The sequence below is a fragment of the Blautia sp. AF19-13LB genome (assembly GCF_003479105.1).
GTDB lineage: Bacteria > Bacillota > Clostridia > Lachnospirales > Lachnospiraceae > Fusicatenibacter > Fusicatenibacter saccharivorans.
The window spans coordinates 28,543-50,415 of the sequence record NZ_QUGO01000019.1; the positions used below are offsets into that span (position 1 = coordinate 28,543).

Annotated in this window: 23 protein-coding genes; 19 read left to right on the top strand and 4 right to left on the bottom strand. The window is 45.8% G+C overall.

Translation table 11 applies throughout. The features are described from left to right. Window positions 1–26: 26 nt before the first annotated feature. From DWX32_RS15970 to DWX32_RS16030, 13 genes are all read left to right on the top strand, one after another. Window positions 27–743 carry a LytR/AlgR family response regulator transcription factor gene (locus DWX32_RS15970; RefSeq protein WP_118660557.1) on the top strand — a complete coding sequence of 239 codons (717 nt, stop codon included), beginning with the start codon at window positions 27–29 and terminating at the stop codon, window positions 741–743. Continuing rightward, complete coding sequence (locus DWX32_RS15975) at window positions 740–2,056, top strand: sensor histidine kinase (RefSeq protein WP_118660559.1); 1,317 nt, start codon at window positions 740–742, stop codon at window positions 2,054–2,056. Before DWX32_RS15970 ends, DWX32_RS15975 begins: the two co-directional genes overlap by 4 nt. A gap of 153 nt (window positions 2,057–2,209) precedes the next feature. Next, complete coding sequence (locus DWX32_RS15980; protein WP_118660561.1) at window positions 2,210–3,463, top strand: hypothetical protein; 1,254 nt, start codon at window positions 2,210–2,212, stop codon at window positions 3,461–3,463. Between the two features lie 172 nt (window positions 3,464–3,635). Beyond that, window positions 3,636–4,406 carry a hypothetical protein gene (locus DWX32_RS15985; RefSeq protein ID WP_118640702.1) on the top strand — a complete coding sequence of 257 codons (771 nt, stop codon included), beginning with the start codon at window positions 3,636–3,638 and terminating at the stop codon, window positions 4,404–4,406. Next, window positions 4,399–5,253 carry a hypothetical protein gene (locus DWX32_RS15990; RefSeq protein ID WP_118660563.1) on the top strand — a complete coding sequence of 285 codons (855 nt, stop codon included), beginning with the start codon at window positions 4,399–4,401 and terminating at the stop codon, window positions 5,251–5,253. Before DWX32_RS15985 ends, DWX32_RS15990 begins: the two co-directional genes overlap by 8 nt. Window positions 5,254–5,257: 4 nt before the next feature. Further along, the gene (locus DWX32_RS15995) at window positions 5,258–5,893 is read left to right on the top strand and encodes an ABC transporter ATP-binding protein (RefSeq protein ID WP_118660565.1); all 636 of its coding nucleotides are present in this window, start codon (window positions 5,258–5,260) and stop codon (window positions 5,891–5,893) included. 153 nt (window positions 5,894–6,046) lie between these two features. Beyond that, a complete protein-coding gene (locus tag DWX32_RS16000; protein WP_118660567.1) occupies window positions 6,047–6,346 on the top strand; it encodes a cupin domain-containing protein in 300 nt (99 codons plus the stop codon). Window positions 6,347–6,358: 12 nt separating this feature from the next. After that, window positions 6,359–7,300 (top strand): AraC family transcriptional regulator, encoded by a 942-nt coding sequence (locus DWX32_RS16005; RefSeq protein ID WP_022461295.1) that lies wholly within the window; start codon window positions 6,359–6,361, stop codon window positions 7,298–7,300. A gap of 203 nt (window positions 7,301–7,503) precedes the next feature. Continuing rightward, on the top strand, window positions 7,504–8,880 hold the full coding sequence (locus DWX32_RS16010) for an ABC transporter substrate-binding protein (RefSeq protein ID WP_117801878.1): 1,377 nt from the start codon (window positions 7,504–7,506) through the stop codon (window positions 8,878–8,880). 187 nt (window positions 8,881–9,067) lie between these two features. Beyond that, complete coding sequence (locus DWX32_RS16015) at window positions 9,068–9,955, top strand: carbohydrate ABC transporter permease (RefSeq protein WP_022461293.1); 888 nt, start codon at window positions 9,068–9,070, stop codon at window positions 9,953–9,955. Next, on the top strand, window positions 9,955–10,761 hold the full coding sequence (locus DWX32_RS16020) for a carbohydrate ABC transporter permease (RefSeq protein WP_243001871.1): 807 nt from the start codon (window positions 9,955–9,957) through the stop codon (window positions 10,759–10,761). The genes DWX32_RS16015 and DWX32_RS16020 overlap by 1 nt, the downstream gene beginning before the upstream one ends. Window positions 10,762–10,858: 97 nt before the next feature. Further along, window positions 10,859–13,897, top strand: coding sequence for a glycoside hydrolase family 2 TIM barrel-domain containing protein (locus tag DWX32_RS16025; protein ID WP_117801879.1), 3,039 nt, complete (start codon window positions 10,859–10,861; stop codon window positions 13,895–13,897). Between the two features lie 18 nt (window positions 13,898–13,915). Beyond that, complete coding sequence (locus DWX32_RS16030) at window positions 13,916–15,961, top strand: beta-galactosidase (RefSeq protein ID WP_118595793.1); 2,046 nt, start codon at window positions 13,916–13,918, stop codon at window positions 15,959–15,961. A 67-nt stretch (window positions 15,962–16,028) separates the two neighbouring features. Here DWX32_RS16030 and DWX32_RS16035 read toward each other — a convergent pair whose 3' ends face one another. Further along, the gene (locus tag DWX32_RS16035) at window positions 16,029–16,397 is read right to left on the bottom strand and encodes a winged helix-turn-helix transcriptional regulator (RefSeq protein ID WP_118660569.1); all 369 of its coding nucleotides are present in this window, start codon (window positions 16,395–16,397) and stop codon (window positions 16,029–16,031) included. 265 nt (window positions 16,398–16,662) lie between these two features. Between DWX32_RS16035 and DWX32_RS16040 the strand changes: the two genes are divergently transcribed. From DWX32_RS16040 to DWX32_RS16060, 5 genes are all read left to right on the top strand, one after another. Further along, complete coding sequence (locus tag DWX32_RS16040; RefSeq protein ID WP_117801882.1) at window positions 16,663–17,058, top strand: pyridoxamine 5'-phosphate oxidase family protein; 396 nt, start codon at window positions 16,663–16,665, stop codon at window positions 17,056–17,058. Window positions 17,059–17,104: 46 nt separating this feature from the next. Further along, window positions 17,105–17,578 (top strand): pyridoxamine 5'-phosphate oxidase family protein, encoded by a 474-nt coding sequence (locus DWX32_RS16045; protein WP_118660571.1) that lies wholly within the window; start codon window positions 17,105–17,107, stop codon window positions 17,576–17,578. Window positions 17,579–17,657: 79 nt separating this feature from the next. Then, entirely contained in the window at window positions 17,658–18,440 is a 783-nt protein-coding gene (locus DWX32_RS16050; RefSeq protein WP_117801884.1) for a protein-ADP-ribose hydrolase, read from the top strand. A 52-nt stretch (window positions 18,441–18,492) separates the two neighbouring features. Continuing rightward, complete coding sequence (locus DWX32_RS16055; RefSeq protein ID WP_226906349.1) at window positions 18,493–19,398, top strand: SIR2 family NAD-dependent protein deacylase; 906 nt, start codon at window positions 18,493–18,495, stop codon at window positions 19,396–19,398. A 62-nt stretch (window positions 19,399–19,460) separates the two neighbouring features. After that, on the top strand, window positions 19,461–19,661 hold the full coding sequence (locus DWX32_RS16060) for a hypothetical protein (RefSeq protein ID WP_118660573.1): 201 nt from the start codon (window positions 19,461–19,463) through the stop codon (window positions 19,659–19,661). 107 nt (window positions 19,662–19,768) lie between these two features. Here DWX32_RS16060 and DWX32_RS16065 read toward each other — a convergent pair whose 3' ends face one another. The 3 genes from DWX32_RS16065 to DWX32_RS16075 form a co-directional block, all read right to left on the bottom strand. Continuing rightward, complete coding sequence (locus tag DWX32_RS16065) at window positions 19,769–20,188, bottom strand: MerR family transcriptional regulator (protein WP_330421837.1); 420 nt, start codon at window positions 20,186–20,188, stop codon at window positions 19,769–19,771. A gap of 85 nt (window positions 20,189–20,273) precedes the next feature. Then, window positions 20,274–20,816: an EAL domain-containing protein gene (locus DWX32_RS16070; protein ID WP_117801887.1), complete on the bottom strand. Its 543-nt coding sequence runs from the start codon at window positions 20,814–20,816 to the stop codon at window positions 20,274–20,276. Then, on the bottom strand, window positions 20,816–20,998 hold the full coding sequence (locus DWX32_RS16075) for a FeoA family protein (RefSeq protein WP_118660577.1): 183 nt from the start codon (window positions 20,996–20,998) through the stop codon (window positions 20,816–20,818). Before DWX32_RS16075 ends, DWX32_RS16070 begins: the two co-directional genes overlap by 1 nt. Window positions 20,999–21,223: 225 nt before the next feature. Between DWX32_RS16075 and DWX32_RS16080 the strand changes: the two genes are divergently transcribed. Further along, window positions 21,224–21,697, top strand: a complete 474-nt coding sequence (locus DWX32_RS16080) for a hypothetical protein (protein ID WP_117510953.1) — start codon at window positions 21,224–21,226, stop codon at window positions 21,695–21,697. The last annotated feature ends 176 nt before the right edge of the window (window positions 21,698–21,873 follow it).

Genomic DNA, 21,873 nt, shown 5'->3' on the forward strand with positions numbered 1-21,873 from the left:
CGATAAGAAGAGTATGGGGGAAAATAATGAATTTAATTTTATGCGATGATGATAAAGCATTTTTAGATAAACTGGAAATCAGAATTCGAGGTTTATGTCAGAAACATAAGATTGCAGTGGAAATGGAGTGCTACGTATCTGCGAAGGAGATGCTGGAAGGAATCAAAAATCTTGATGAGATTTCTGTTTTTTTTATTGATATCGATATGCCGGAAGTGAATGGATTTGAGGTTGCATCGTATCTGAAAAAGTGGAACAGGGAATGTTGCATTGTGTTTGTATCGAATAAGGATGATCTGGTGTTTCAGTCATTGGTGTATCATCCATTCTTTTTTATCCGCAAGGCACATCTGGATGAGGAACTGGAGCCGCAGCTGCTGGAACTGCAGAAAAAGGCAGGAAAGAAAGTTCCCCAAATAGAACTGCAGACAGGGCGTCAGAGTGTAAAACTTGCATTGCGTGATATCTGGTTTGTGGAGAGCGAGAAGAACTATCTGCTTTTTTATCGGGAAAAAGATACGAGGGATGAGGCGATTCGCGTAAGGATGAAAATGTCAGAAGCGGAGAAAAAACTAGAAGCGCATAAATTTGTAAGGACCCATAAAGGATATTTGGTTAACATGAACTATGTATATCGGTTGCGCGAAAAAGAACTTCTGCTATTGAACGGGAAAAGCATTCCTGTCAGCAGAAATTATCTGAATCAGGTTCGAATGAAAATTATGGGAGTGGTGATGGAATGAGTGCAGCATTTTGGAAGGTCTTTGAACTTGCAATTTCTGTTTGGGAAAACATACTTTTGTTGGAATTCTGCATGGATTTTATGCAGCAGAAACCCAGAGGGAAAAAAGGTAAAGTTTTGTGGGGAATTGCAGTGCTATTTGGGCTAATCTTTCCTGCGTTGGAAAAGTATCCTGCGTTATATGACAGGTGGGAAATGTGGATCACATTGATTTGGCTTTTTGTCTATTTGATGGTGGGTACACAGGGAAGTGTTCTGAGAAAGGTTACTGCAGCGGTAGTTGCGAGAGCAGTATTGATGATGGTAAACACAGCGATCCTTTTCGGCGGCAGTTTTATCCTTCAAGAAAGTGTTGCATCGTTTATTCAAGATCAGGATACAGTAAGAATTGCGCTCGTGCTATTATCAAAAATTTCTTATTTTTTTGTTGGTAAATTACTAAATAGTCTTTTGTTTGAACGAGAGAATCTGATAAGCTGGCAATGGATTGTCATGGGATGCAACCTTGTTTTCTCAATTATTGCGGGAGATACTATGATTTTGGTAGTAAGAGATCTGCCAAGTGTGCAGATGCAGGAACAGAAATGGATTTTGCTGTGCGTATGCTGTATCTGGCTGATGTGCCTGATTATGTACTTTATAGTACAGCAAATGAGCAAGGATAATCAAACAAAGCTAGAATATGAACTGATGAAAGAAAAAGAGAAATATTCAAAGGAAAGTATGGAAATTATTAAGAGAAGTAATGAAGAATTACGAGAATTTAAACATGATTTGAAAAATTATCTTTTACCTCTGCAAGAGGCAATGGAGACCATGCCGCAGTCGGAAATGGTAAAGGTATGGGAAAAAATTAATCAGAAAATTGAAGATGTGCAGACACTGATTCAGACCGGAAACAGTTATGTGGATTCTATGATTAATACAAAAATTACTCTTGCGAGAAGTGAAAAAGTAGATGTGAAATGTACGATTCTGAGCAAAATGGAAGGAATTGATGATTTGGAGTTTTGCACTGTGTTTGGAAATCTCATGGATAATGCGATTGAAGCAGAGCGGAAAGTTACAGGGAAGAAAGAAATTATAATTTTTGTAGAGGAAAAAATGGGATATCTTCGGTTGGAGATTCAAAATAAAATAGAGAAATCTGTTTTAAATGAAAATTCAAGTTTGAATACGACGAAGAAAGATACAAGCAGCCATGGGATTGGGCACAAAAGTGTAAAACGGACGATGCAAAAGGTAGGTGGCGCGTTAAAGTATTATGAGACAGGAGATTTGTTTTGCGCAGAGGCAGTATTTCCGATAAAATAAGATAAAACGTAATAAAAAAGACTTTATTTGTATGAAGGAAGCAAAAAGAATGCGGATTTCAAAGAACAAAGTTTTATTTTTTGCTATCTGTACTGATTATCCCAGATAGAGCATGATATCCCAGATCCGTTGACGATGGAGAAAAATTTCGCTATGCTTCGAGTAACAGAAGAGAAAGAACGAAATTTTGAAAAGAGGGGATATATGGGAAAGAAAGTATTGGGAATTATGGTAATATTACTGTTCTTTACAGGTTGTCAGAATATGGGAAATGAGTCAGAAAATTTGCAGCAGGTAGAAAAACAAGAAAATGGAGAAGAACGGAATAGTTCTATCAGCAATGATGAAACGGAAACAAATGTGACACCTGAAAATGATCAGGAATTAAGCAATGGTGAGCACATCCGTTTTCAGCTTGGCAGTCAGGCCAAAATTGATGCGATTGTTGACATGCCTGACAAAAAATGGAATGAGTTTGAAAAATGTGTGATAGAAGTGGATGGATTTCAAGGAGAAAGTGTGTTCAATAAAATACTTGGGAAACTTCCGGAAAGTGGATTGGAAACAAGAAAAGGAGACACAGGAGAGCCGGACGTTTGTTATTCGTATGAGGGAATACTTGGCGAACAATTAAAAAATCAAAATGGAACGGTGTCTGTCAGCAATATATTAGGAGTGGAAACGGAAGAAGGAAAAAAAGTTTATTATAATTTGCCTGTTGAATATATTACATCAGCCTATGGTGAAGGGATTTTGGTCAGAGACAATGAGCAGGAAATTTCATTGGAAGACGAAGAAAAGCTGATAGAGGAAGGAAAAGAGTTTGTTAGATGGATTGGAGACTGGGAAAAAGTTGAATTGACCAGTAAATACAGTTTTTCGTATGAACAGATGGAAAAACAGCAGGAATTAATGGAACAGGCAATCGAGAATGGAGAATTGCTAAAGCCTCAGAAGATTCAGAAATATGAGTGGTCAAAAGCAGATGATTGTTTCCTGTTGTTTTTTCAGGGTTATCTGAATGGGGTTCCTGTATTATGCAATGAAATTAACCGGCAGGATGATCTTTATATTCCGTCATCTAAAATACAGGCTGTTATAACGGAGGGCGGAATTCAATATCTTCAAGCAGTTAATCACTATGCTATTCGGGAAAAGGAACCGGTATCTCTTGCGGAAAAAGATATTATCTTGGAAACGCTGAGAAATAAGTATGATTTGGCAATTGCTGAGCCGATTACGCTGGATCAGATGAAACTGATTTATTACCCGATGACAACGGGAAGAAATGAAACGGGGCATTGGATGTGCGATATGATTCCTGCGTGGCAGTTTCGATTTATAGAAGATGAGATCGAACAGTATGTTTACATCAATGCACTGGATGGACGGGAAATTGCAGGGTGAGTTTGTCTGAGCTTTATGATTTACTCAAAGAATAAATTATTTTTGTGAAAGATGTGGCTCCGGGCTAAGCGGGGTCACATCTTTTATAGAGGCGAAGAGAAGTTTCGAGAGAGGGAATGTACCAACCGGTAAAACCATCTCGAAAATCAAAACAGAAAGAAGGTGATCTTTCATGAAGTTTTTTCGAATGATAAAAATGGATTTTAAAAGAATGTTTTTATCAGGAAAATTTTATTTTGCCATTGCAGGTGCGATGCTGGTTACCGTGTTGAACATCAGTCAGGAAGCAATGCAGAGCCGGTGGAATGTATCGGTATATTACCTGGTTGTCAGCAGCCATGGTGTGGGTGCATTTTTTGAAGTGTTTTCTGTGCTGGCTGTGCTGCCGTTTGCGCTGAGCTATTGGGAAGACAGCAGAAATGGCTATCTTAGATGCATTGAGACACGCATAGGGAGAACAGCATATTGCTGGTCGCATCTGGTGGTTGCCTTTTTCGGTTCTGTGATCAGTATTTTTCTGGGAATGGCAGTTGTTTATGGCGTTTTGGCATTAAAAATACCGTGGATAAAAAAAGAAGAGCTTGAAACATTAACAGGCAGTTTAAGCTATGGAAATGGACTCGTTCTGCCGTTTTACCTTGCCGCAAGATTTGGAGTTGAGGCTGTCAAGTATGCATTTATGGCAGTTTTTGCGCTTATGATATCGGGAAAAATAAAAAATCTGTTTGTGCTGGTCAGCACACCGGCTCTTTTTTATTATGCAAGCCAGCTTGTAGCAGAAGCGCTGCAGCTGCCGGGCCAGATGAGATGGTACCAGCTCCATGGGGGAAGTATCCGGAATTTTAAGGATTTTTTTGTGATAGCTGGTTATTTCCTTATTCTGACAGGAATGGAAGGTGTAATTTTCGTGCGAGTGGTAAAGAGGAGGGCGCAGAATGGATAGAATACGGATGAGCCTTCGGGTATGTCAGATACGTTTGCGGAAAACATTCACAACACCACGGTTTTATGTTGCGCTGTTGTGGATTGCGATCCTTTTTCATGTAATGACGGCGGGTATTCGAGGCTTCTGCGAGCAGACCGGAGTTGATGTGACTTTTTGGATGCTGCCGTTTATGACCAGATATAATGGAGACCAGATTATCATCGTTCTTGGGGCTCTGCTGCTTTTCTGTGATGCTCCGTTTCTGGAACCGAACAGCGGGTGGCAGATTCTGCGGGTCGGGCGGAAAAGCTGGTTTTGGGGAAACATGCTATACATTGTGGTTGTTTCCTTTTTTTACACCATATGCTTAAGTATGATTCCGGTACTGCTTGTGTTTCCGAATGTAGGGTGGGAAACCGGATGGGGGAAGGTGATCAGTACGCTGGCTCAGACGAATGCGGCATATACCTTTGACCAGGAACCGTTGGATTATCTGATCCTTTCGCGATTTTCGCCGCAGGAGGCAATGGGGCTCACAATGCTTGCAATCTGGTGCCTGTCGGTTATGACAGGCGTTGTGAGTTATGCCGGAAATTTTCTGGTACACAGGGGATTTGGAATCGTCATCAACTGCGGCATCGCACTCACCGCGCTTCTGCTCAGCAAATTTTCCAACATCACAATCGGCTATTACTGCGCGCCGCCGCTTTGGATGAACATTGCGAGCTACAAGTGGCAGGGGTATGGAAACGGGCCGTCGATGGCATATGTTTACAGTGTCTTTGCGATTGTCATCGGCGCATGCACGATCCTCTCGTATCTCGGGATTCGGAAAAAGGATCTGAACTTTGTGGAGGAAATCTGAAAGAATGGAAGAAAAGATAAGAATAGAAAACGTGACAAAAAAGTTTGGCAGCTACGCGGCGCTGGACGGGATCAGCCTGAGCTTTGAAAAAGGAAAAATTCACGGAATGATCGGAAGAAACGGAAGTGGGAAGACGGTACTGTTTAAGTGCATCTGCGGATTTCTCCGGGTGGATGATGGCGCGGTTTTTGTGGATGGAAAGCAGATCGGGAAAGAGATCGAAGCGCCGGAGAGTATTGGCGCCATCATCGAGACGCCGGGCTTTCTTCCGGGATACAGCGCCAGACAGAATCTGCAGTTTCTCGCCGGTATCCGCAGGAAGATCGGAAAAAAGGAGATCGATGAGGCTATCCGAAAAGTCGGACTGGATCCGGAAGCGAAAAAGCATGTCGGCAAGTATTCGCTCGGCATGCGCCAGCGTCTCGGCATTGCACAGGCGATTATGGAAGAACCTTCCCTCCTGATCCTGGACGAACCGATGAACGGTCTCGACAACCAGGGCGTGCAGGAGATGCGGCAGCTGTTTTTGAAGTTAAAAGAGGAAGGAAAAACGATTCTTCTGGCCAGCCACAACCGGGAAGACATCGCAGCACTGTGCGATACGACGGTGGAGATTGACAGAGGAAAGATTGTAGGCTGACGGAAAAAAGTTGCTCGTTTTTGGTGAATCTCATTGTCTTCCGGTGAAGCAGAGAATATAATAAAAACACAGAGAAGATCGAATCTTACGCTATTTGGTGTAGGATGGAGACAGGGAAAACAAAAAAAGATTACGAAAACGAGGACATGAACAATGGCAGACAGACACACAATAGAAAAATTGCTGGAGGGCGAACGCCTTTCCGGAAAGGTGACACTCTTTGCAAAAGTAACGATTTTACCGGGTGATGAGCTTCCGTATCATGAGCATCATGGGGAGACAGAAGCGTATCACATCCTGTCCGGTGCGGGTATGTATCAGGATAACGACAAAACCTACCCGGTGCAGGCGGGCATGACGACGTTCTGCGAGGACGGCAGCGGCCATGCGGTTTCCTGCGCAGGGGAAGAACCGCTCGTGTTTCTGGCGATGATTCAGAAAAAAGTAGAATAAGCAGGTACGGATATGAGCAGAAAGAAAAAGCCCAGAATGGAATACCGCTATTACGAAGTGCCGGAAAAATGCCCGGTGCTGGTGCTGCAGGGAGAAAAATGGTTGCAGAATTATGGGTACCAGATTGATTATCTGCATTTTCATAACCTGATGGAGATCGGTTTCTGCTATTACGGTGAGGGAACGATTGTTTTGGAAGATGAGGAACTGCCGTATCATGGCGGTATGTTTACGGTGGTGCCGAAAAACTTTCCGCATACAACAAACTCAAAAGAAAACAGTGTATGTTCCTGGGCATGGGTGTTTGTGGATGTGGAAGGATTTATTACAGAGCTGTATAAGGGCAATATGCGCATGGCACAAAAGCTGATTGCGCGTATTAACCAGAAGGCCCATTTTGTGAAAAATGAGGAAAGGCCGGAGGTCGCGGAGATGATCAAACTGATCATTAAATGCATGGGTGAAAAACGGGAATTTTATCTCGAGGAAGTGAAAGGACTGACCAGAGCGCTTCTGATGCAGATTGCCAGATGGAATGAAAGGGACGAGGAGCAGGAAAAGAATTCTATTGTAGATGATGCCAGTATCGCTCTGATTCTGCCTGCGCTGGATTATATTGGAGAAAATTATAAAGAGATTCTTCGAATTGAGGAGCTGGCAGAGGTATGTCATATCAGCGAAACACATCTGCGCCGTATTTTTCAGGAATCCATGCGGATGACGCCGGTTGAGTACATTAACTGGGTCCGGATCCGGGCGGCATGTAAGGAACTGCGGAAAACAAATATTTCTGTAAATGAGATTGCAATGCGAAGCGGATTCACAACAATTTCTACATTTAACCGTAATTTCCGCCGGATTCTTGGTGTATCTCCACAGCAGTGGCGAAGTGCACCGGAACATTATGAACGAAAATTGTTGAATTTTGATATAAAAACACAGGAAGGATGGTGATGTCCGTCAAAATGCCTATAAATGGTTGAAAATGCATAACATAGAGTTAAAAATGCGCACAAACGACGGGAAAATATGTTATACTTTGTACATGTTGAGGGAATAAAAACATAAAAAATGTACAAAACAACCAAAAAATTTCTGTGCTGTAAAAAGTGCGGAGGTTCCGGTTGTAAAATAACATCTTAAGGAGGATGTGCAATATGAAAAGAAAAATTGTATCAATCGTAATGGCATCAGCAATGGTATTTGGACTGGCTGCATGTGGTTCCAGCGGAGGAACTACAACAAGTTCCAGCAACGGCGGAAACGATGCATCAGCAGCAAGTGAAACCACTGCAAAATCAGAGAGCAGCGACGTAGTAGAGGGCGGCTCTGATGATGACAACACCTTAACCGTATGGACCTGGGACCCGAACTTCAACGTTTACGCGATCAAGAAAGCAGCTGAAATTTATGCACAGGATCACGAAGGATTCAAAGTAGAAGTCAGCGAAGTACAGTCCGACGACATTGAAACCCGTCTGACCACAGCAGTTTCCGCAGGAGACTTAAGCACTCTGCCGGATATCTTCCTGATGCAGGATAACTCCTTCCAGAAATATGCAACCAACTATCCGGACATCTTCACCGATCTGACCGATTCCGGAATTGATTTCAGCGAATTCTCATCCGCAAAAGTTGCTTACTCTACTCTGGATGGGAAGAACTACGGAATTCCGTTCGACAATGGTGCCGTTATCGAGTGCCTGCGTACTGATATGCTGGAGCAGGCAGGCTTCACCGTAGATGATTTCACAGATATCACCTGGAATGACTTTATGGAGAAAGCAAAAGTTGTCAAAGAGAAAACAGGCCAGCCGATCCTGACATCTCAGGCCGGATCTCCGGACCTTGTTATGGAAATGCTGCAGTCTTGCGGTGAGTCCCTTTTCAACGAAGATGGATCTGTCAACATCGTAGACAACAAAGCACTGAAACCAATCCTTGAGATTTACAGCCAGATGGTAAAAGATGGCACTCTTGTAGAGGTTACTGACTGGGATCAGTACATTGCATCCATCAACAACGGAACCACAGCAGGCGTTATCAACGGATGCTGGATTATGGCTTCCATCACAGCAAACGAAGATCAGTCCGGTAAATGGGCGCTCACCAATATGCCAAAACTGGACGGCATCGACGGAGCAACCAACTACTCCAACAACGGTGGTTCTTCCTGGGCAATTTCTTCCAACTGCAAGAAAACCGATCTTGCCATTGACTTTATGAAATCTACCTTCGCAGGCAGCACAGCTCTTTACGATGACATCATCGCAAAAGGCGCTCTGGCAACCTGGGCACCGGCAGGAGATTCCGAAGCATATGCACAGCCAGTTGCATTCTTCAGTGATGACCCGGTTTATGCAAAAATCGTTGATTTCGCAACCAAGACTCCATCCAACATCACTGGAGCATTCTACTACGATGCACGTGATGCTGTCGGAACCGCACTTTCCAATATCATCCAGACAGGAGCAGATATGGACAGCGAACTTCAGACCGCACAGGAAACTGTAGAGTTCAACATGGGTGGCTGATATCCTGCAATACATAAAAAAGTAGGACGATAAGAAACGGGTCTGCTTCCTGGACAGACAGAAGCAGGCCCGTTCTGTATCTATGCGGTGTGTGTTTGAAAAATGATTTCTGCAGGAGAACATGAAATGTTGTCTGCAAAAAGATTTTTTCAAACACACGCCAGGTAAAAAAAGAAAGGAAGATTCCATGAGCAGTCAGAAGAAAAAAGGAATGAACTTGGAAAGAAAACAGAATCTTACCGGCTGGGCTTTCCTGATGCCGGCAACGATCCTGATCGCATGGATGAGCTTTTATCCGATGATTCAGGCATTCATCCTGTCTTTACAGACAGGTATGGGCATCAACCTGAAATTCAACGGATTTGCAAACTATGCCCGTATTTTAAAAGACCCGACCTTTAAACAGACCTTAAGCAACACCTTCTTTTATCTGATTATTCAGGTGCCGATCATGCTGATCCTCGGCCTGATGTTTGCTTCCATGCTGAACAACAAAGATCTGCGTTTTAAGGGACTGTTCCGTACCTGCATTTTCCTGCCGTGCGCAACATCTCTCGTATCTTACGCGATGATCTTCCGTTCCCTGTTTGCAAATGACGGTTTTATCAACACCGTTCTCCGCGGCCTCGGCATGAACCCGATCATGTGGTTCTCCAATGCGTGGACAGCCCGTGCGGTTATCATCATCGCCCTGATCTGGAGATGGACCGGATACAACATGGTCTTCTATCTCTCCGGTATGCAGAACATTGAATATTCGATCTACGAAGCAGCCAAAATCGACGGCGCAAGCCCGCTGCAGACTTTCTTCAAGATCACCGTTCCACTGTTAAAACCGATGATTTTGCTGACCACAATTACTTCTACCAACGGTACTCTGCAGCTGTTCGATGAGTCCCTGAACCTGACAAACGGAGGTCCTGGAAAATCAACCATGACCATGTCTCATTATATTTACAATATGTCCTTTGTACAGAGCCCGAACTTTGGCTATGCGGCAGCAATGTCCATCCTGATCCTGATCATGGTAGCCATTCTGGCACTGCTTCAGATGAAAGTAGGTGACGAGCGATAATGGGAAAAACAAAGAAATTCTTCATGTATCTGGTTTTAACGGTAGCATCCCTCCTTTCTGTATTTCCGCTGTACTATATGTTCTGCGCGTCTACGAACAGAAGTATTGATGTTATTGCCGGAAAACTGATTCCGGGTACTTATCTGATGGAAAACTTCAAGTCACTGATTGCGCAGCAGAACCTGCGTCTTGCACTGTGGAACTCGTTCCGGAATGCAACGGTACTGACGGTCCTTTGTCTTCTGGTCTGCTCAATCGCAGGTTATGGATTTGAAATTTATCATGACAAAGCGAAAGATGCGGTATTTACCGTGCTTCTGACTGCGATGATGATCCCGTTTGCAGCAATCATGATCCCGATGTTCCGCATGTTTTCACAGTTAAAAATGGTCAACACGATGGTAGCATTTATGCTTCCTTCGATTTCCACTCCGTTTATGATTATGATGTTCCGTCAGGCTTCCCGTTCTTTCCCGCACGATATCATCGAAGCGGCAAGACTGGATGGTTTAAGCGAGACAGGAATTTTCTTCCGCATGTATATGCCGACCATGAAATCGACCTATGCGGCAGCAACGATTATCACCTTCATGAATGCATGGAACAACTATCTGTGGCCAAAGGTTATCTTGCAGAACAATGATTCCATTACCATGCCGATGCTGGTAGCGAACCTGCTCGGCGGCTACACTGTAGATTATGGCGTGCTGATGCTCGGCGTATTCATCTGTACGATCCCGACAGCAATCATTTTCTTCTGCTTCCAGAAGAGCTTCACAGAAGGTATCACAGGTGCTGTAAAATAAGAAAAAGAATCGAACAGAAAAGGTGGATATTTGGATGAATATCCACCTTTTTTCAAAAGATCAAAGAAAATAAAATTCCAGAAGGAGGAAAATAAAAATGGGTGTATTTCAGTATGAAAAAGTGAAGGACCCGACGTATTATGGAGAGAACCGGGTACCGGCGCATTCCGATCACAGGTATTATGGATCGGTGGAAGAAATGGAGCAGCATGTGGAAAACTTCCGTCACAGTCTGAATGGACTGTGGAAATTCCACTATGCAAAGAACTACGAGAGCACGATTCCGGGATTTGAGACACCGGAGTATGACTGCACAAAATGGGATGATATCCGCGTGCCGGCGCATATCCAGATGGAGGGATACGACGCACCGCAGTATGCCAATGTGCAGTATCCGTGGGAAGGAAGAGAAGAAATCCAGCCGGGCGAGATTCCGGAGCGGTTCAATCCGACGGCTTCCTATGTGAAATATTTTGAAGTGCCGGATCAGATGAAAGGAAAACGGCTTTTTGTTTCCTTCCAGGGAGCAGAGAGCGGTATTGCCGTATGGCTGAACGGAACGTTCCTTGGCTACAGCGAGGATACGTTTACTCCGTCCGAGTTTGAACTGACCCCGTATCTGAAAGAGGGCGAAAATAAACTGGCTGCGCAGGTTTTCAAATGGACGAGCGGAAGCTGGTGCGAGGATCAGGATTTCTTCCGTTTCTCCGGTATTTACCGTGATGTGTATCTGTACACGATTCCGGAGGTTCACGTTTCGGATCTGAAAGTACAGACGCTGCTGGATGATACGTTTACGAAGGCAGATCTGGTCATTGATACGAAAACGATCGGAAAAGGAAAAGTAAAAATTACCCTGTCAAAAGACGGAACGGCACTGCAGAGCACCGAAGGTGTGCTGGATGGGGAAACACAGTTTGTTCTGAAAGTCGATCACCCGGAACTGTGGTCCGCAGAGACACCGGTGCTGTATGATCTTCTGCTGGAAGTCACCGCAGAGGATGGAACAGTGCAGGAACTGATTCCGCAGAGAGTCGGATTCCGCCGCTTTGAGATGAAAGACCACATCATGATGCTGAATGGAAAACGCATTGTCTTTAAAGGCGTCAACCGCCACGAGTTCAGCTCCGTATCCGGCCGTGTCGTTTCGAGAGAAGAGCTGATCAAAGACCTGACAACGATGAAACAGAACAACATCAATGCAATCCGTACCTGCCATTACCCGGATGCGGTCGGCATTTATGATCTGTGCGATGAATACGGTCTTTACATGATCGCGGAGTGCAACATGGAGTCCCATGGAACGAGAGATACGGATGCGGTACGGAACGGGGATTTCTCCGGTGTCGTACCGTGCGACCGTCCGGAGTGGATGGACTGCATGCTGGACCGTGTCAACTCGATGTATCAGAGAGACAAAAACCATCCGGCGATTCTGATCTGGTCCTGCGGAAATGAATCGTTCGGCGGAAAGGTTATTTTTGAAATGTCTCAGTTATACCGGAAGATGGATCCGACCCGCCTTGTCCATTATGAGGGAGTGAACGATGACCGCAGATACAACGACACCAGCGATATGGAAAGCCGGATGTACACCACGGTCAACGAGATCCGGGAATTTTTAGCGAAAGACCGCAGAAAACCGTACGTCTGCTGTGAGTATGCCCATGCCATGGGAAATTCCTGCGGCGCGATGAAGAAATATATGGATCTGACCGAGGAAGAGCCAATGTTCCAGGGCGGCTTTATCTGGGACTATATCGATCAGTCGATTTATAAAAAAGACCGCTACGGAAAAGAGTTCCAGGCGTATGGCGGTGATTTTGACGACCATCCGTGTGATTATAACTTCAGTGGAAATGGTATCGTATACGGCGGCGAGCGCGACGCGTCTCCGAAGATGCAGGAAGTAAAATTCTGCTATCAGAATATTTCCATTGACGTGCAGAAAGACAAGGCGGTTGTAAAAAATAAAAACCTGTTTGTGAATACCGATACATTTGCATGCGTAGTACTTCTCGAAAAAGAAGGAAAGAAACTGAAAGAAGTGCCGATGGAAGTTTCGGTGGAGCCGCTTTCGGAAAAAACGGTGGAGCTGCCGATCGCGGTACAGACACTTCCGGGAGAGTATGCGGTGACCGTTTCCTTCCGCCTGAAAGAAGATACCGTATGGGGCAAGCGCGGCCATGAAGTTGCATTTGGACAGGGCGTTTATGAAGTGGAAGCACCGGCGAAAGCAGAAAAACCGGCGAAATTTGAAGTGATCCGTTCCAACCATGATTTTGGTGTGCGCGGCGAGAATTTCGATGTGATGTTCTCCGATCTGAACGGCGGACTCGTATCGTACCGTTACGGCGGCGTTGAGATGATCAAAATGATTCCGAAACCGAACTTCTGGCGTGCGCCGATCGACAATGACTGCGGAAGCCTGATGCCGATGCGTTACAGCCAGTGGAAGATTGCTTCGATGTATCTGTCCCACAAATATCCGAACGGCAGCCATTATCCGGGACTGTATGCGCCGGAAATCGAAGTACACGAGGACTGCGCAGAAGTCAGCTACCGCTATGTAATGCCGACCACACCGGCGAGTGAGTGCCGTCTGACCTACCGTGTCTTCGGCGATGGAAGTATTCAGACGACGCTGACGTATGATCCGGTGAAAGAGCTCGGCGATATGCCGGAATTCGGCGTGATGTTCAAGCTGGATGCCGATTACGACCACGTTACCTGGTACGGCATGGGACCGGAGGAGACGTATGTGGACCGCTGCGCCGGAGCAAAGCTTGGCGTTTATAAGAATAAAGTCGAAGACAATATGGCGAAATATCTCGTTCCGCAGGAGTGCGGCAACAAGGTTGGTGTACGCTGGGCAACCGTGACGAACCGCAAAGGCCGCGGTATGATGTTCAGCGGCGACAAGATGGAATTTTCCGCACTGCCGTATACGCCGCACGAGCTGGAAAATGCGATGCATCCATATGAACTGCCGCAGGTACATTATACGGTTGTGCGCGTGGCAAAACAGCAGATGGGTGTCGGAGGAGACGACAGCTGGGGTGCACAGACCCATCCGGAATACCTGATTCCGGTTGACCAGAAACTGGAATTTACCTTTACATTCCGAGGCATTTGAGAATAAAAGGAGATTTTCATGAGACAGAATATAAATTTTGGAAAACTTCTGCATGGCGGAGATTACAATCCGGAACAATGGCTGGAATATCCGGAAATTCTGGAACAAGATCTTGCGTATTTCAAAAAAGCGAAAATAAATGAAGTTTCCCTCGGCATCTTTTCCTGGGCATTCCTGGAGCCGGAAGAAGGTGTGTTTGATCTGGAATGGCTCAAAAAAATGGTAGACCGTCTGTATGAAAATGGAATTTCCGTCATGATGGCTACACCGACAGCGGCAAGACCGCGCTGGATGGCACAGAAATATCCGGAAGTACTCCGCATGGATGCGATGCGGCAGAGAAATCTGTACGGAGAGCGTCATAACCATTGCTATACCTCGCCGGTGTACCGGGAAAAAACGAGAAAGATCAATACAAAACTGGCAGAAGCGTTCAGGGATCATCCAGGCGTCATTGCATGGCATATTTCGAATGAACTAGGCGGAGAGTGCCATTGTCCGCTCTGCCAGGAGGCATTTCGGAACTGGGTAAAACAAAAATATGGCAGTTTACAGGCCTTAAACCATGCATGGAACACGGCGTTCTGGAGTCATACATACCAGAGTTTTGATCAGGTGGAGAGTCCGTCGCCAAAAGGAGACGCATCGCTGCACGGACTGAATCTGGACTGGAAACGATTTGTAACAGATCAGACAGCCGATTTTGTGAAATGGGAGATCAGCGCGCTGCGGGATGCCGGTGCCAAACAGCCTACGACCATCAATATGATGTATGATTTCAAGGGACTGGATTATCACAAGTTTGCCGACATTGTTGATTTTGTTTCCTGGGACAATTATCCGACCTGGCACAAAGAAGCGGAAGCAGTTACGGCAGCAGATACGGCGATGCAGCATGATATCATGCGCAGTATCCAGAAAAAGCCGTTTTATCTGATGGAGAGCTGTCCGTCCGCAACAAACTGGCAGCCGGTCAGCAAACTGAAAAAGCCGGGCATGCTGCATGCCGCATCCATGCAGGCCGTGGCGCACGGATCAGACAGCGTCCTGTATTTCCAGATGCGCCAGAGCCGTGGAGCTTCCGAAAAGTTTCATGGAGCGGTGATAGACCATTATGGAGGAGATGACACCCGTGTATTCCGGGAAGTGACAAAGGTAGGAGAAACCCTGGCGCAGATGCAGGAACTTTCCGGTGCCATCTGCAGTCCGAAAGTGGCTGTGATTTATGACACCGAAAACCGGTGGGCACTGGAAGATGCGGCAGGGCCACGGAATCAGGGCCTGTTTTACAAAGAAACCGTGGAAAAATCATACCGCGCCTTCCGCAGACTCGGCCTGGATGTTGATGTCATCGATGAAACGCAGGGCCTTTCGGACTATCAGATCGTGGCAGCGCCTGTGGTTTATCTGCAGCGGGAAGGATGGGTGGAAAAAGTACGGCAGTTTGTGGCCGGAGGCGGCACTTTCCTGGCAACGTACTGGTCCGGAATTGTAGATGAGACGGATCTTTGTTTCCTTGGCGGAACGCCGCACGGACTGCTGGATGTAATGGGACTTCGGAGCATGGAGATTGACGGCCTGTACGATGGGGAATGGAACGAAGGAGTTCCGGTCCCGCAAAACCGTCTGCATCTGACCCGGACGTACCGGTGCAGCAATCTCTGTGAACTGGTGAAACCATCGACAGCAGAAGTGCTGATGACTTATGGAAAAGATTTTTATGCAGGAATGCCTGCACTGACAGAAAACCAGTATGGCGCAGGAAAAGCATATCAGATCTGTGCCGGTTTTGAACAGGGTCTGTACGATGAGCTCTGCGGAAAACTGGCAGAAGAAGCAGGTGTCACATCGGTGGTGAAAGAGATTCCGGATGGCGTGGAGGTTACAACGCGCGAAAAGAATGGAATCCGGTATGTGTTCGTACAGAACTTTAATCGGAATGCCGTGGAAATCAAACTTCCGGTCGAACAGTATCCGGTGTGGAACGGACAGTATGATGGAACAATCGGAAGCTGGGAAACAGTGGTGCTGAAAGAAAACAGTCCGAATTTCCGGGAAAAATAAAAAATAAAAATGTCTCAAAACAAAAGACTGGTTTTGAGACATTTTTTTTGCAAAAAACAAATGAATATCAGGCGGTTTCGGATTCTTCGGCGGAGAGTTTTTTCTTATAATTTTCTCCCCAGCTCCACATGGCATCCATGATTGGCTGTAGGCTGTAGCCCAGGTCGGTGAGGGTATATTCTACCCGCGGCGGAACTTCTGCATAAACTTTACGGCTGACGAGCCCGCTCTGTTCCATCTGACGGAGCTGGCTCGTCAGAACCTTCTGGGAAACGTGACCGATGGATTTTTTTAATTCGCCAAAACGTTTGGTGCCTGGCATCAGATCACGGAGAATCAGGACTTTCCATTTATCACTGATTAAGGTTAAGGTAGTCTCTACCGGGCAGGCCGGGAGATCGGCTAAAGATGTTGCGTTTTTTTCAGAAACTGACATAAAAAACCTCCATTTCATAAAGATTTTCTTGTAAAAGTAAGCACGGAAAACCTTGTATTTACACAATAGTTTCCTTTTGGTAACTACAGCACAATATTGTGCTTGCTTTACGTTAAGACGCTTTGGGCTTATTATAAAGCCATCGAAAGAAAAAAGCAATCCTTTCGAGAAAAAAGGTCTGGAGCGCATTCGAAAAAGGCCGAAACCAAATCATAAGAAACAAGCTCAAAAACAAAATCAAAAAACGAAAATGGAGGACATCATCATGAGTAAAGTAGTAGAATTCTTAAAAGAAAACCCGGTACAGTATTTAGCAACTGTAGGGCGCGATGGAAAAGCAAAATGCCGTCCGTTTATGTTTATTGGCGAAATGGAAGGAAAACTGTGGTTTTGTACCAACAACACAAAAGATGTTTATAAAGATATGCTGGCAAATCCGGAAATTGAAATTTCCACTTCCAGCCCATCCTATGCATGGATCCGTCTGAACGGAAAAGCTGTATTTGAAAACAACATGGCTGCAAAAGAAATGTGCATGGGAAATCCGATTGTAAAAGGCCAGTACCAAACCGCTGACAACCCGATTTTCGAGGTATTCTATCTGAACAATGCACACGGTGTAATCGCAGACTTTTCCGGAAACCCGCCGTACGAGTTTTAATCTGTCGCTATGAATTTGAAGTAAAAAGAGAAAGGAATCTGCCGCTATGGAGAGAAATGATTATCTGAAGATGTTAGTAGAGGAGATGCACTCAACCACGATGGCGACGATCGGTGCAGACGGTCATCCACAGACCCGTGTGATCGATATGATGCTGTGGGACAAGAAAGGAGTGTATTTTCTGACGGCAAAAGGAAAAGCCTTTTATGCACAGCTCATGGAGCAGGGCTATGTGGCAATTTCTGCGACGAAAGATAAAAAAGCAGTCTCTCTCCGCGGCAGAATCCAGAACATCCACAGTGAAAAGCTGGATGAAATTTTCGGAAAAAATCCATACATGCAGAAAATTTATCCCGGCGATACACGCGCGGCACTTGAGGTGTTCCGCGTGTACGAGGCCGAGGGAGAATGCATCGACATCACCCGCATCCCGGCCGTCATCGACCAGCACCAGTGCCTGCACTGCGGCCGATGCGCGGAGACGTGTCCGAGAGGAACGATTCGCAAAAGAGGGCAGTAGTCCCCTTATTTTAGCTACAGATTTTATGGGAATAGTGATAAGATAAAGTCTATAGAAACGATGGAAATGAGGGAATAACATGAACCAGAGTGAACGAAGAAATTTTCTGATCCAGTCATTGCTGGAAGAGAGCCGGGAGTACCGCGGAATGCAGATTCCGTCTGACAGCACCGGGCAGAGACAGCTTCTGCGGGGGCTGATGAATGTGCGCATGGTGAAAAAGAGCAGTGCAGAATTTCTGAACATTCAGGATGCGTATCTGCAGGAGGAGACGGCAAAAAAGGGCGTGACGAATGTCGACGACCTTACGCCGGTGCAGCAGGGGCTGTATCTCTGGCAGGGCGATATCACCGCGCTCCGGTGCGATGCGATTGTGAATGCGGCGAACAGCGGGATGACCGGCTGTTACGTGCCGAATCACCGGTGCATTGACAACTGCATCCATACGTTTGCGGGTGTGCAGCTTCGGCTGTACTGCGAGGAGATGATGGAAGCGCAGGGCCATGCGGAGCCGACGGGGCAGGCGAAAATCACGCCGGCGTATAATCTGCCGTGCCGCTATGTGCTCCACACGGTTGGACCGATTGTGGGCGGCCATCTGACGGAAACACACTGCCGGCAGCTGGCGGACTGCTATCGGTCGTGCCTGTCACTTGCGGCGGAGAACGGACTGAAAAGCGTGGCGTTCTGCTGCATTTCCACTGGAGAATTTCATTTTCCGAACGAGAAAGCAGCGGAGACTGCCGTTGCGACGGTGAAAGAGTTTCTGGCGCAGAAAGAGACGAGCGTGGAGAAGGTCATTTTCAACGTGTTCAAGGACCGCGACCGGGAGATTTATGAGGAGCTGCTGGGAGAAAAGTAATCGCTGAAGAATGGGGAACAAAAGCAGAAAGAAAAGAAGAGGTGAATTTGTGATGTTTGAAAGTTGGAAAGAAAGAGAATTTGAAAAAAAGATGGAGCGTTTTCGCACCGCACTGCAGGAAAAAAACACGATTTTAATAGGAGCCGGGGCTGGGCTTTCGACATCGGCCGGATTTACCTACAGCGGTGAGCGGTTCCGGAAATATTTTGCAGATTTTGAACAGAAATACGGTTTCCACGATATGTATTCTGGCGGCTTCTACCCTTATGATACGCTGGAAGAATACTGGGCGTACTGGAGCAGATACATTTACATCAACCGTTATCAGGACGCGCCAAAACCGGTTTACCAGAAACTGCTCAGCCTGATGAAAAATAAGAGCTATTTTGTCATCACCACAAATGTAGACCACTGCTTCCAGAAAGCCGGATTTGATAAAAACCGTTTGTTTTACACGCAGGGAGATTACGGCCTGTTTCAGTGCTCTGAGCCGTGCTGCAAGGAAAAGTATGACAATGAAGAAATCATTCGAAAGATGCTGCTTGCCCAGGGGTATCAGATCCTGGAAGACGGAAGCCTTGTTCCGCCGGAGAACGGAAACCTGAGCATGCGGATCCCATCCGAACTGGTGCCGTACTGCCCACACTGCGGAAAACCGATGAGCATGAATCTGCGCGCGGATGACACGTTTGTGGAAGATAAAGGCTGGCATGAGGCATCCAGCCGACGCATCGATTTCCTGCTTCGTCACAACAGAGGCCATATCCTGTATCTGGAACTCGGCGTGGGATACAACACGCCGGGAATCATCAAATATCCATTTTTCAGCATGACAGCAGAAGATAAAGATAATCTTTATGTCTGCATCAACACCAGCGATATGCGTGTCCCGGATCTGATCCGTGACAGAGCGGTGTGCATTAAAGGGGATATTGGGGAAGTGCTGGATCGGATCTGAGACGGAAAAACATATAATATTCGAGAAAATTAATCACGTCACTTACGTGACGAGATGATGACATGATTGAAGAGATAAATTCAACAGAGTTGCATACCTGCCTGCTGGAAATCACATTGCTGCCGCTGGCACATTACTGGCATTTCTGGTACGGCCCGCTGGATGCAGCCATCTACGGATCCTTTATCCTGGGAGCAAAAATCCTGTGGCACATCGTCGATTTCGGACAGAGTATGCGGACCGCAGCCGAAGTAAATGAATAGCTCCACAGACGACGCATGGAGACGGTGGAGGAAAGAAGAGAAAAAATGAGAAAACGGCACTGATCTGTAAAAAGATCGGCGCCGTTTTTTGCATAGGATAGGAAGGACTACTGTGCCTTCTGTGCAATCTCTTCATCGGAAATCAGATTGCTGTGATATTCGATTTTTCCCGACAGGACATCATCGTAAAAATTCTGTTTCCAGTCAATATAATCGATGGCTTTCTGCAGTTTTTCCATCGATGCGAGCAACGCTTCTTTTTTTACCGCGAGAATTTCTTTACGCTCCGGAATGGAGGATGGACCTTCGAGGCAGTAGGCGAGATATTCTTTCATTTCCGCCAGCGTCATGCCGCAGCGCTTCAGGCAGCCGAGGCTCTGGATCCATTTGATGTCGCGGTCGTCGAAAACGCGGTAATTGTGGCTGTCACGTTTTACGTTCGGGACGAGGCCTTCTTTGCAGTAAAATTTCAGGGTTTCATACGACATGCCTGTCTGAACGCAGGCTTCTTTCATGGAATACATCATGCATACCTCCCAACAAAGTTCATAACAGAATTGAATCGGTAGTAACTACCGGGTAAGATAACCATAGTATAGAATTCGAACTTTGTCAAGCGATCAGCTCTTCAAATTTTTTCTGTTCCATCGGTTTATAATAATAGAATCCCTGCAGCTCGTCGCATCCTTCGGCGATCAGAAAATCTACCATCTCTTTCGTCTCCACACCCTCGCAGACAATCCATTTGTCTGTGCGTTTTAAAAGATGGAACATCTCTTCCAGCACAATTTTTCCTTTTTCGGAGAGGCCCGCCGAGAGGAAATGTTTGTCAATTTTAACTTCATCAAACAGAATATCCTTCAGCGAATTTAAGGACGAATATCCAGACCCAAAATCGTCCATGGAAATGCGGATATTCCGGTCGTGGAAGAAGCGGATCGCCTGCTTGTGATAGGCGGAAATCTTTTCCCGCACCACGGCCGGATCCTGCCAGGTGATATCGATAATGCCGACAAAGATATCGGAGTGATAGCGGTTCACAAAGAGTGTCTGCGGAAAGAGTTCCAGCTTTTTCAGGATGAAATTCAGAATGTTCGTACCCGTCTCATAACCCCAGTAATCGTTGAGCAGATGAAAATTGTCGACATCCGTCATCAGAAAGGCGTACTGTTTTTCTTCGCTTCTGTTATTGAGAAGCGTAAAAATTTTTTCTTTAGAATCGAAATCCTGGCCCCGGGAACAAACCCCAGCGACTCCAGATAATGGCGCTGTTTTTCCTGGCCGCAGATTTTATTGATGACGTAAAACTGATTGAAATCGGTTAAATTTAAAGGCATGCAGTTCCTCCTTTATTACGAGAGTACATCGAGTTAGAATTGCCTAACGGACAGTATAGCATAACATATTTGGAACAAAATAGAAAACTTTTTCATTGAGAAATTTTTTCAAAAAGGTTTTACGGGGGCGGATGCATTTTTGCGTTTCTTATTTTGGGGGAATCATATATAATGGAAATGAAACATCAGTGACAAACTATGACATGGGAAGAGGAAGAGAAAACAATGAAACATAGAATAAAAATCCTGCTGCTTGCAGTTCTGATCGCAGCGCTCTGCAACTGTATGCTGATGATCGGGATGACCAAAACGAAAGAGAAGAATACCATTCCAAAAGATGCAAGCCTGATCTGCGAAGAAACCGTATCGCCGAACAAGGACTATATTACGGATGAAAAAGACCTGGTAAATTATACCGTGCGCGTCTATCAGGAAAAAAACAACGACATCATCGTCTATGCGGAATCCAATTCGCCGCTGTTCGATGAAGCACAGTACATCGTAATATGCGACCACGCCATCACTGCCGACGATGTCCATATCAAATGGACAACCCTCATGGGCAGCACCGAAGCGAGCGAGAAAGATGAGATCGGACTCGCACACGTTTCGATCTCAAAAGACGGGGAAGTGTTCAATGAAAAGACGATCAGCTTTGTGGCGAAAGCGGTGAATGCGGTTACGGATGTGATAGGGTAAAGAAAATAGGATAACAAAAAAGAAACGGGCAACTCCCTCTGCATGAGACGATTAACTTTACAAGAAAAGAAAAAAATATCCCCCCACCCGGCTTGTGAGAGCCTGAAATATCAAATATAATGAACGAACAGTACATGGATCAGGCGCGCAGATCATGGGAGTACAAAGCAAAAAAG

Excerpts from the sequence above, each read along its gene's own strand:
- DWX32_RS16035 (WP_118660569.1), bottom strand. The coding sequence starts at position 16,397 with ATGTCAGTTTCTGAAAAAAACGCAACATCTTTAGCCGATCTCCCGGCC.
- DWX32_RS16065 (WP_330421837.1), bottom strand. The coding sequence starts at position 20,188 with ATGATGTATTCCATGAAAGAAGCCTGCGTTCAGACAGGCATGTCGTAT.
- DWX32_RS16025 (WP_117801879.1), top strand. The coding sequence starts at position 10,859 with ATGGGTGTATTTCAGTATGAAAAAGTGAAGGACCCGACGTATTATGGA.
- DWX32_RS16050 (WP_117801884.1), top strand. The coding sequence starts at position 17,658 with ATGAACCAGAGTGAACGAAGAAATTTTCTGATCCAGTCATTGCTGGAA.
- DWX32_RS15990 (WP_118660563.1), top strand. The coding sequence starts at position 4,399 with ATGGATAGAATACGGATGAGCCTTCGGGTATGTCAGATACGTTTGCGG.
- DWX32_RS16075 (WP_118660577.1), bottom strand. The coding sequence starts at position 20,998 with ATGCCTTTAAATTTAACCGATTTCAATCAGTTTTACGTCATCAATAAA.
- DWX32_RS15980 (WP_118660561.1), top strand. The coding sequence starts at position 2,210 with ATGCTTCGAGTAACAGAAGAGAAAGAACGAAATTTTGAAAAGAGGGGA.
- DWX32_RS15985 (WP_118640702.1), top strand. The coding sequence starts at position 3,636 with ATGAAGTTTTTTCGAATGATAAAAATGGATTTTAAAAGAATGTTTTTA.
- DWX32_RS16055 (WP_226906349.1), top strand. The coding sequence starts at position 18,493 with ATGTTTGAAAGTTGGAAAGAAAGAGAATTTGAAAAAAAGATGGAGCGT.
- DWX32_RS15975 (WP_118660559.1), top strand. The coding sequence starts at position 740 with ATGAGTGCAGCATTTTGGAAGGTCTTTGAACTTGCAATTTCTGTTTGG.
- DWX32_RS16060 (WP_118660573.1), top strand. The coding sequence starts at position 19,461 with ATGATTGAAGAGATAAATTCAACAGAGTTGCATACCTGCCTGCTGGAA.
- DWX32_RS16000 (WP_118660567.1), top strand. The coding sequence starts at position 6,047 with ATGGCAGACAGACACACAATAGAAAAATTGCTGGAGGGCGAACGCCTT.
- DWX32_RS16080 (WP_117510953.1), top strand. The coding sequence starts at position 21,224 with ATGAAACATAGAATAAAAATCCTGCTGCTTGCAGTTCTGATCGCAGCG.
- DWX32_RS16030 (WP_118595793.1), top strand. The coding sequence starts at position 13,916 with ATGAGACAGAATATAAATTTTGGAAAACTTCTGCATGGCGGAGATTAC.
- DWX32_RS16005 (WP_022461295.1), top strand. The coding sequence starts at position 6,359 with ATGAGCAGAAAGAAAAAGCCCAGAATGGAATACCGCTATTACGAAGTG.
- DWX32_RS16040 (WP_117801882.1), top strand. The coding sequence starts at position 16,663 with ATGAGTAAAGTAGTAGAATTCTTAAAAGAAAACCCGGTACAGTATTTA.
- DWX32_RS16015 (WP_022461293.1), top strand. The coding sequence starts at position 9,068 with ATGAGCAGTCAGAAGAAAAAAGGAATGAACTTGGAAAGAAAACAGAAT.
- DWX32_RS16045 (WP_118660571.1), top strand. The coding sequence starts at position 17,105 with ATGGAGAGAAATGATTATCTGAAGATGTTAGTAGAGGAGATGCACTCA.
- DWX32_RS16020 (WP_243001871.1), top strand. The coding sequence starts at position 9,955 with ATGGGAAAAACAAAGAAATTCTTCATGTATCTGGTTTTAACGGTAGCA.
- DWX32_RS15995 (WP_118660565.1), top strand. The coding sequence starts at position 5,258 with ATGGAAGAAAAGATAAGAATAGAAAACGTGACAAAAAAGTTTGGCAGC.
- DWX32_RS16010 (WP_117801878.1), top strand. The coding sequence starts at position 7,504 with ATGAAAAGAAAAATTGTATCAATCGTAATGGCATCAGCAATGGTATTT.
- DWX32_RS16070 (WP_117801887.1), bottom strand. The coding sequence starts at position 20,816 with ATGACGGATGTCGACAATTTTCATCTGCTCAACGATTACTGGGGTTAT.
- DWX32_RS15970 (WP_118660557.1), top strand. The coding sequence starts at position 27 with ATGAATTTAATTTTATGCGATGATGATAAAGCATTTTTAGATAAACTG.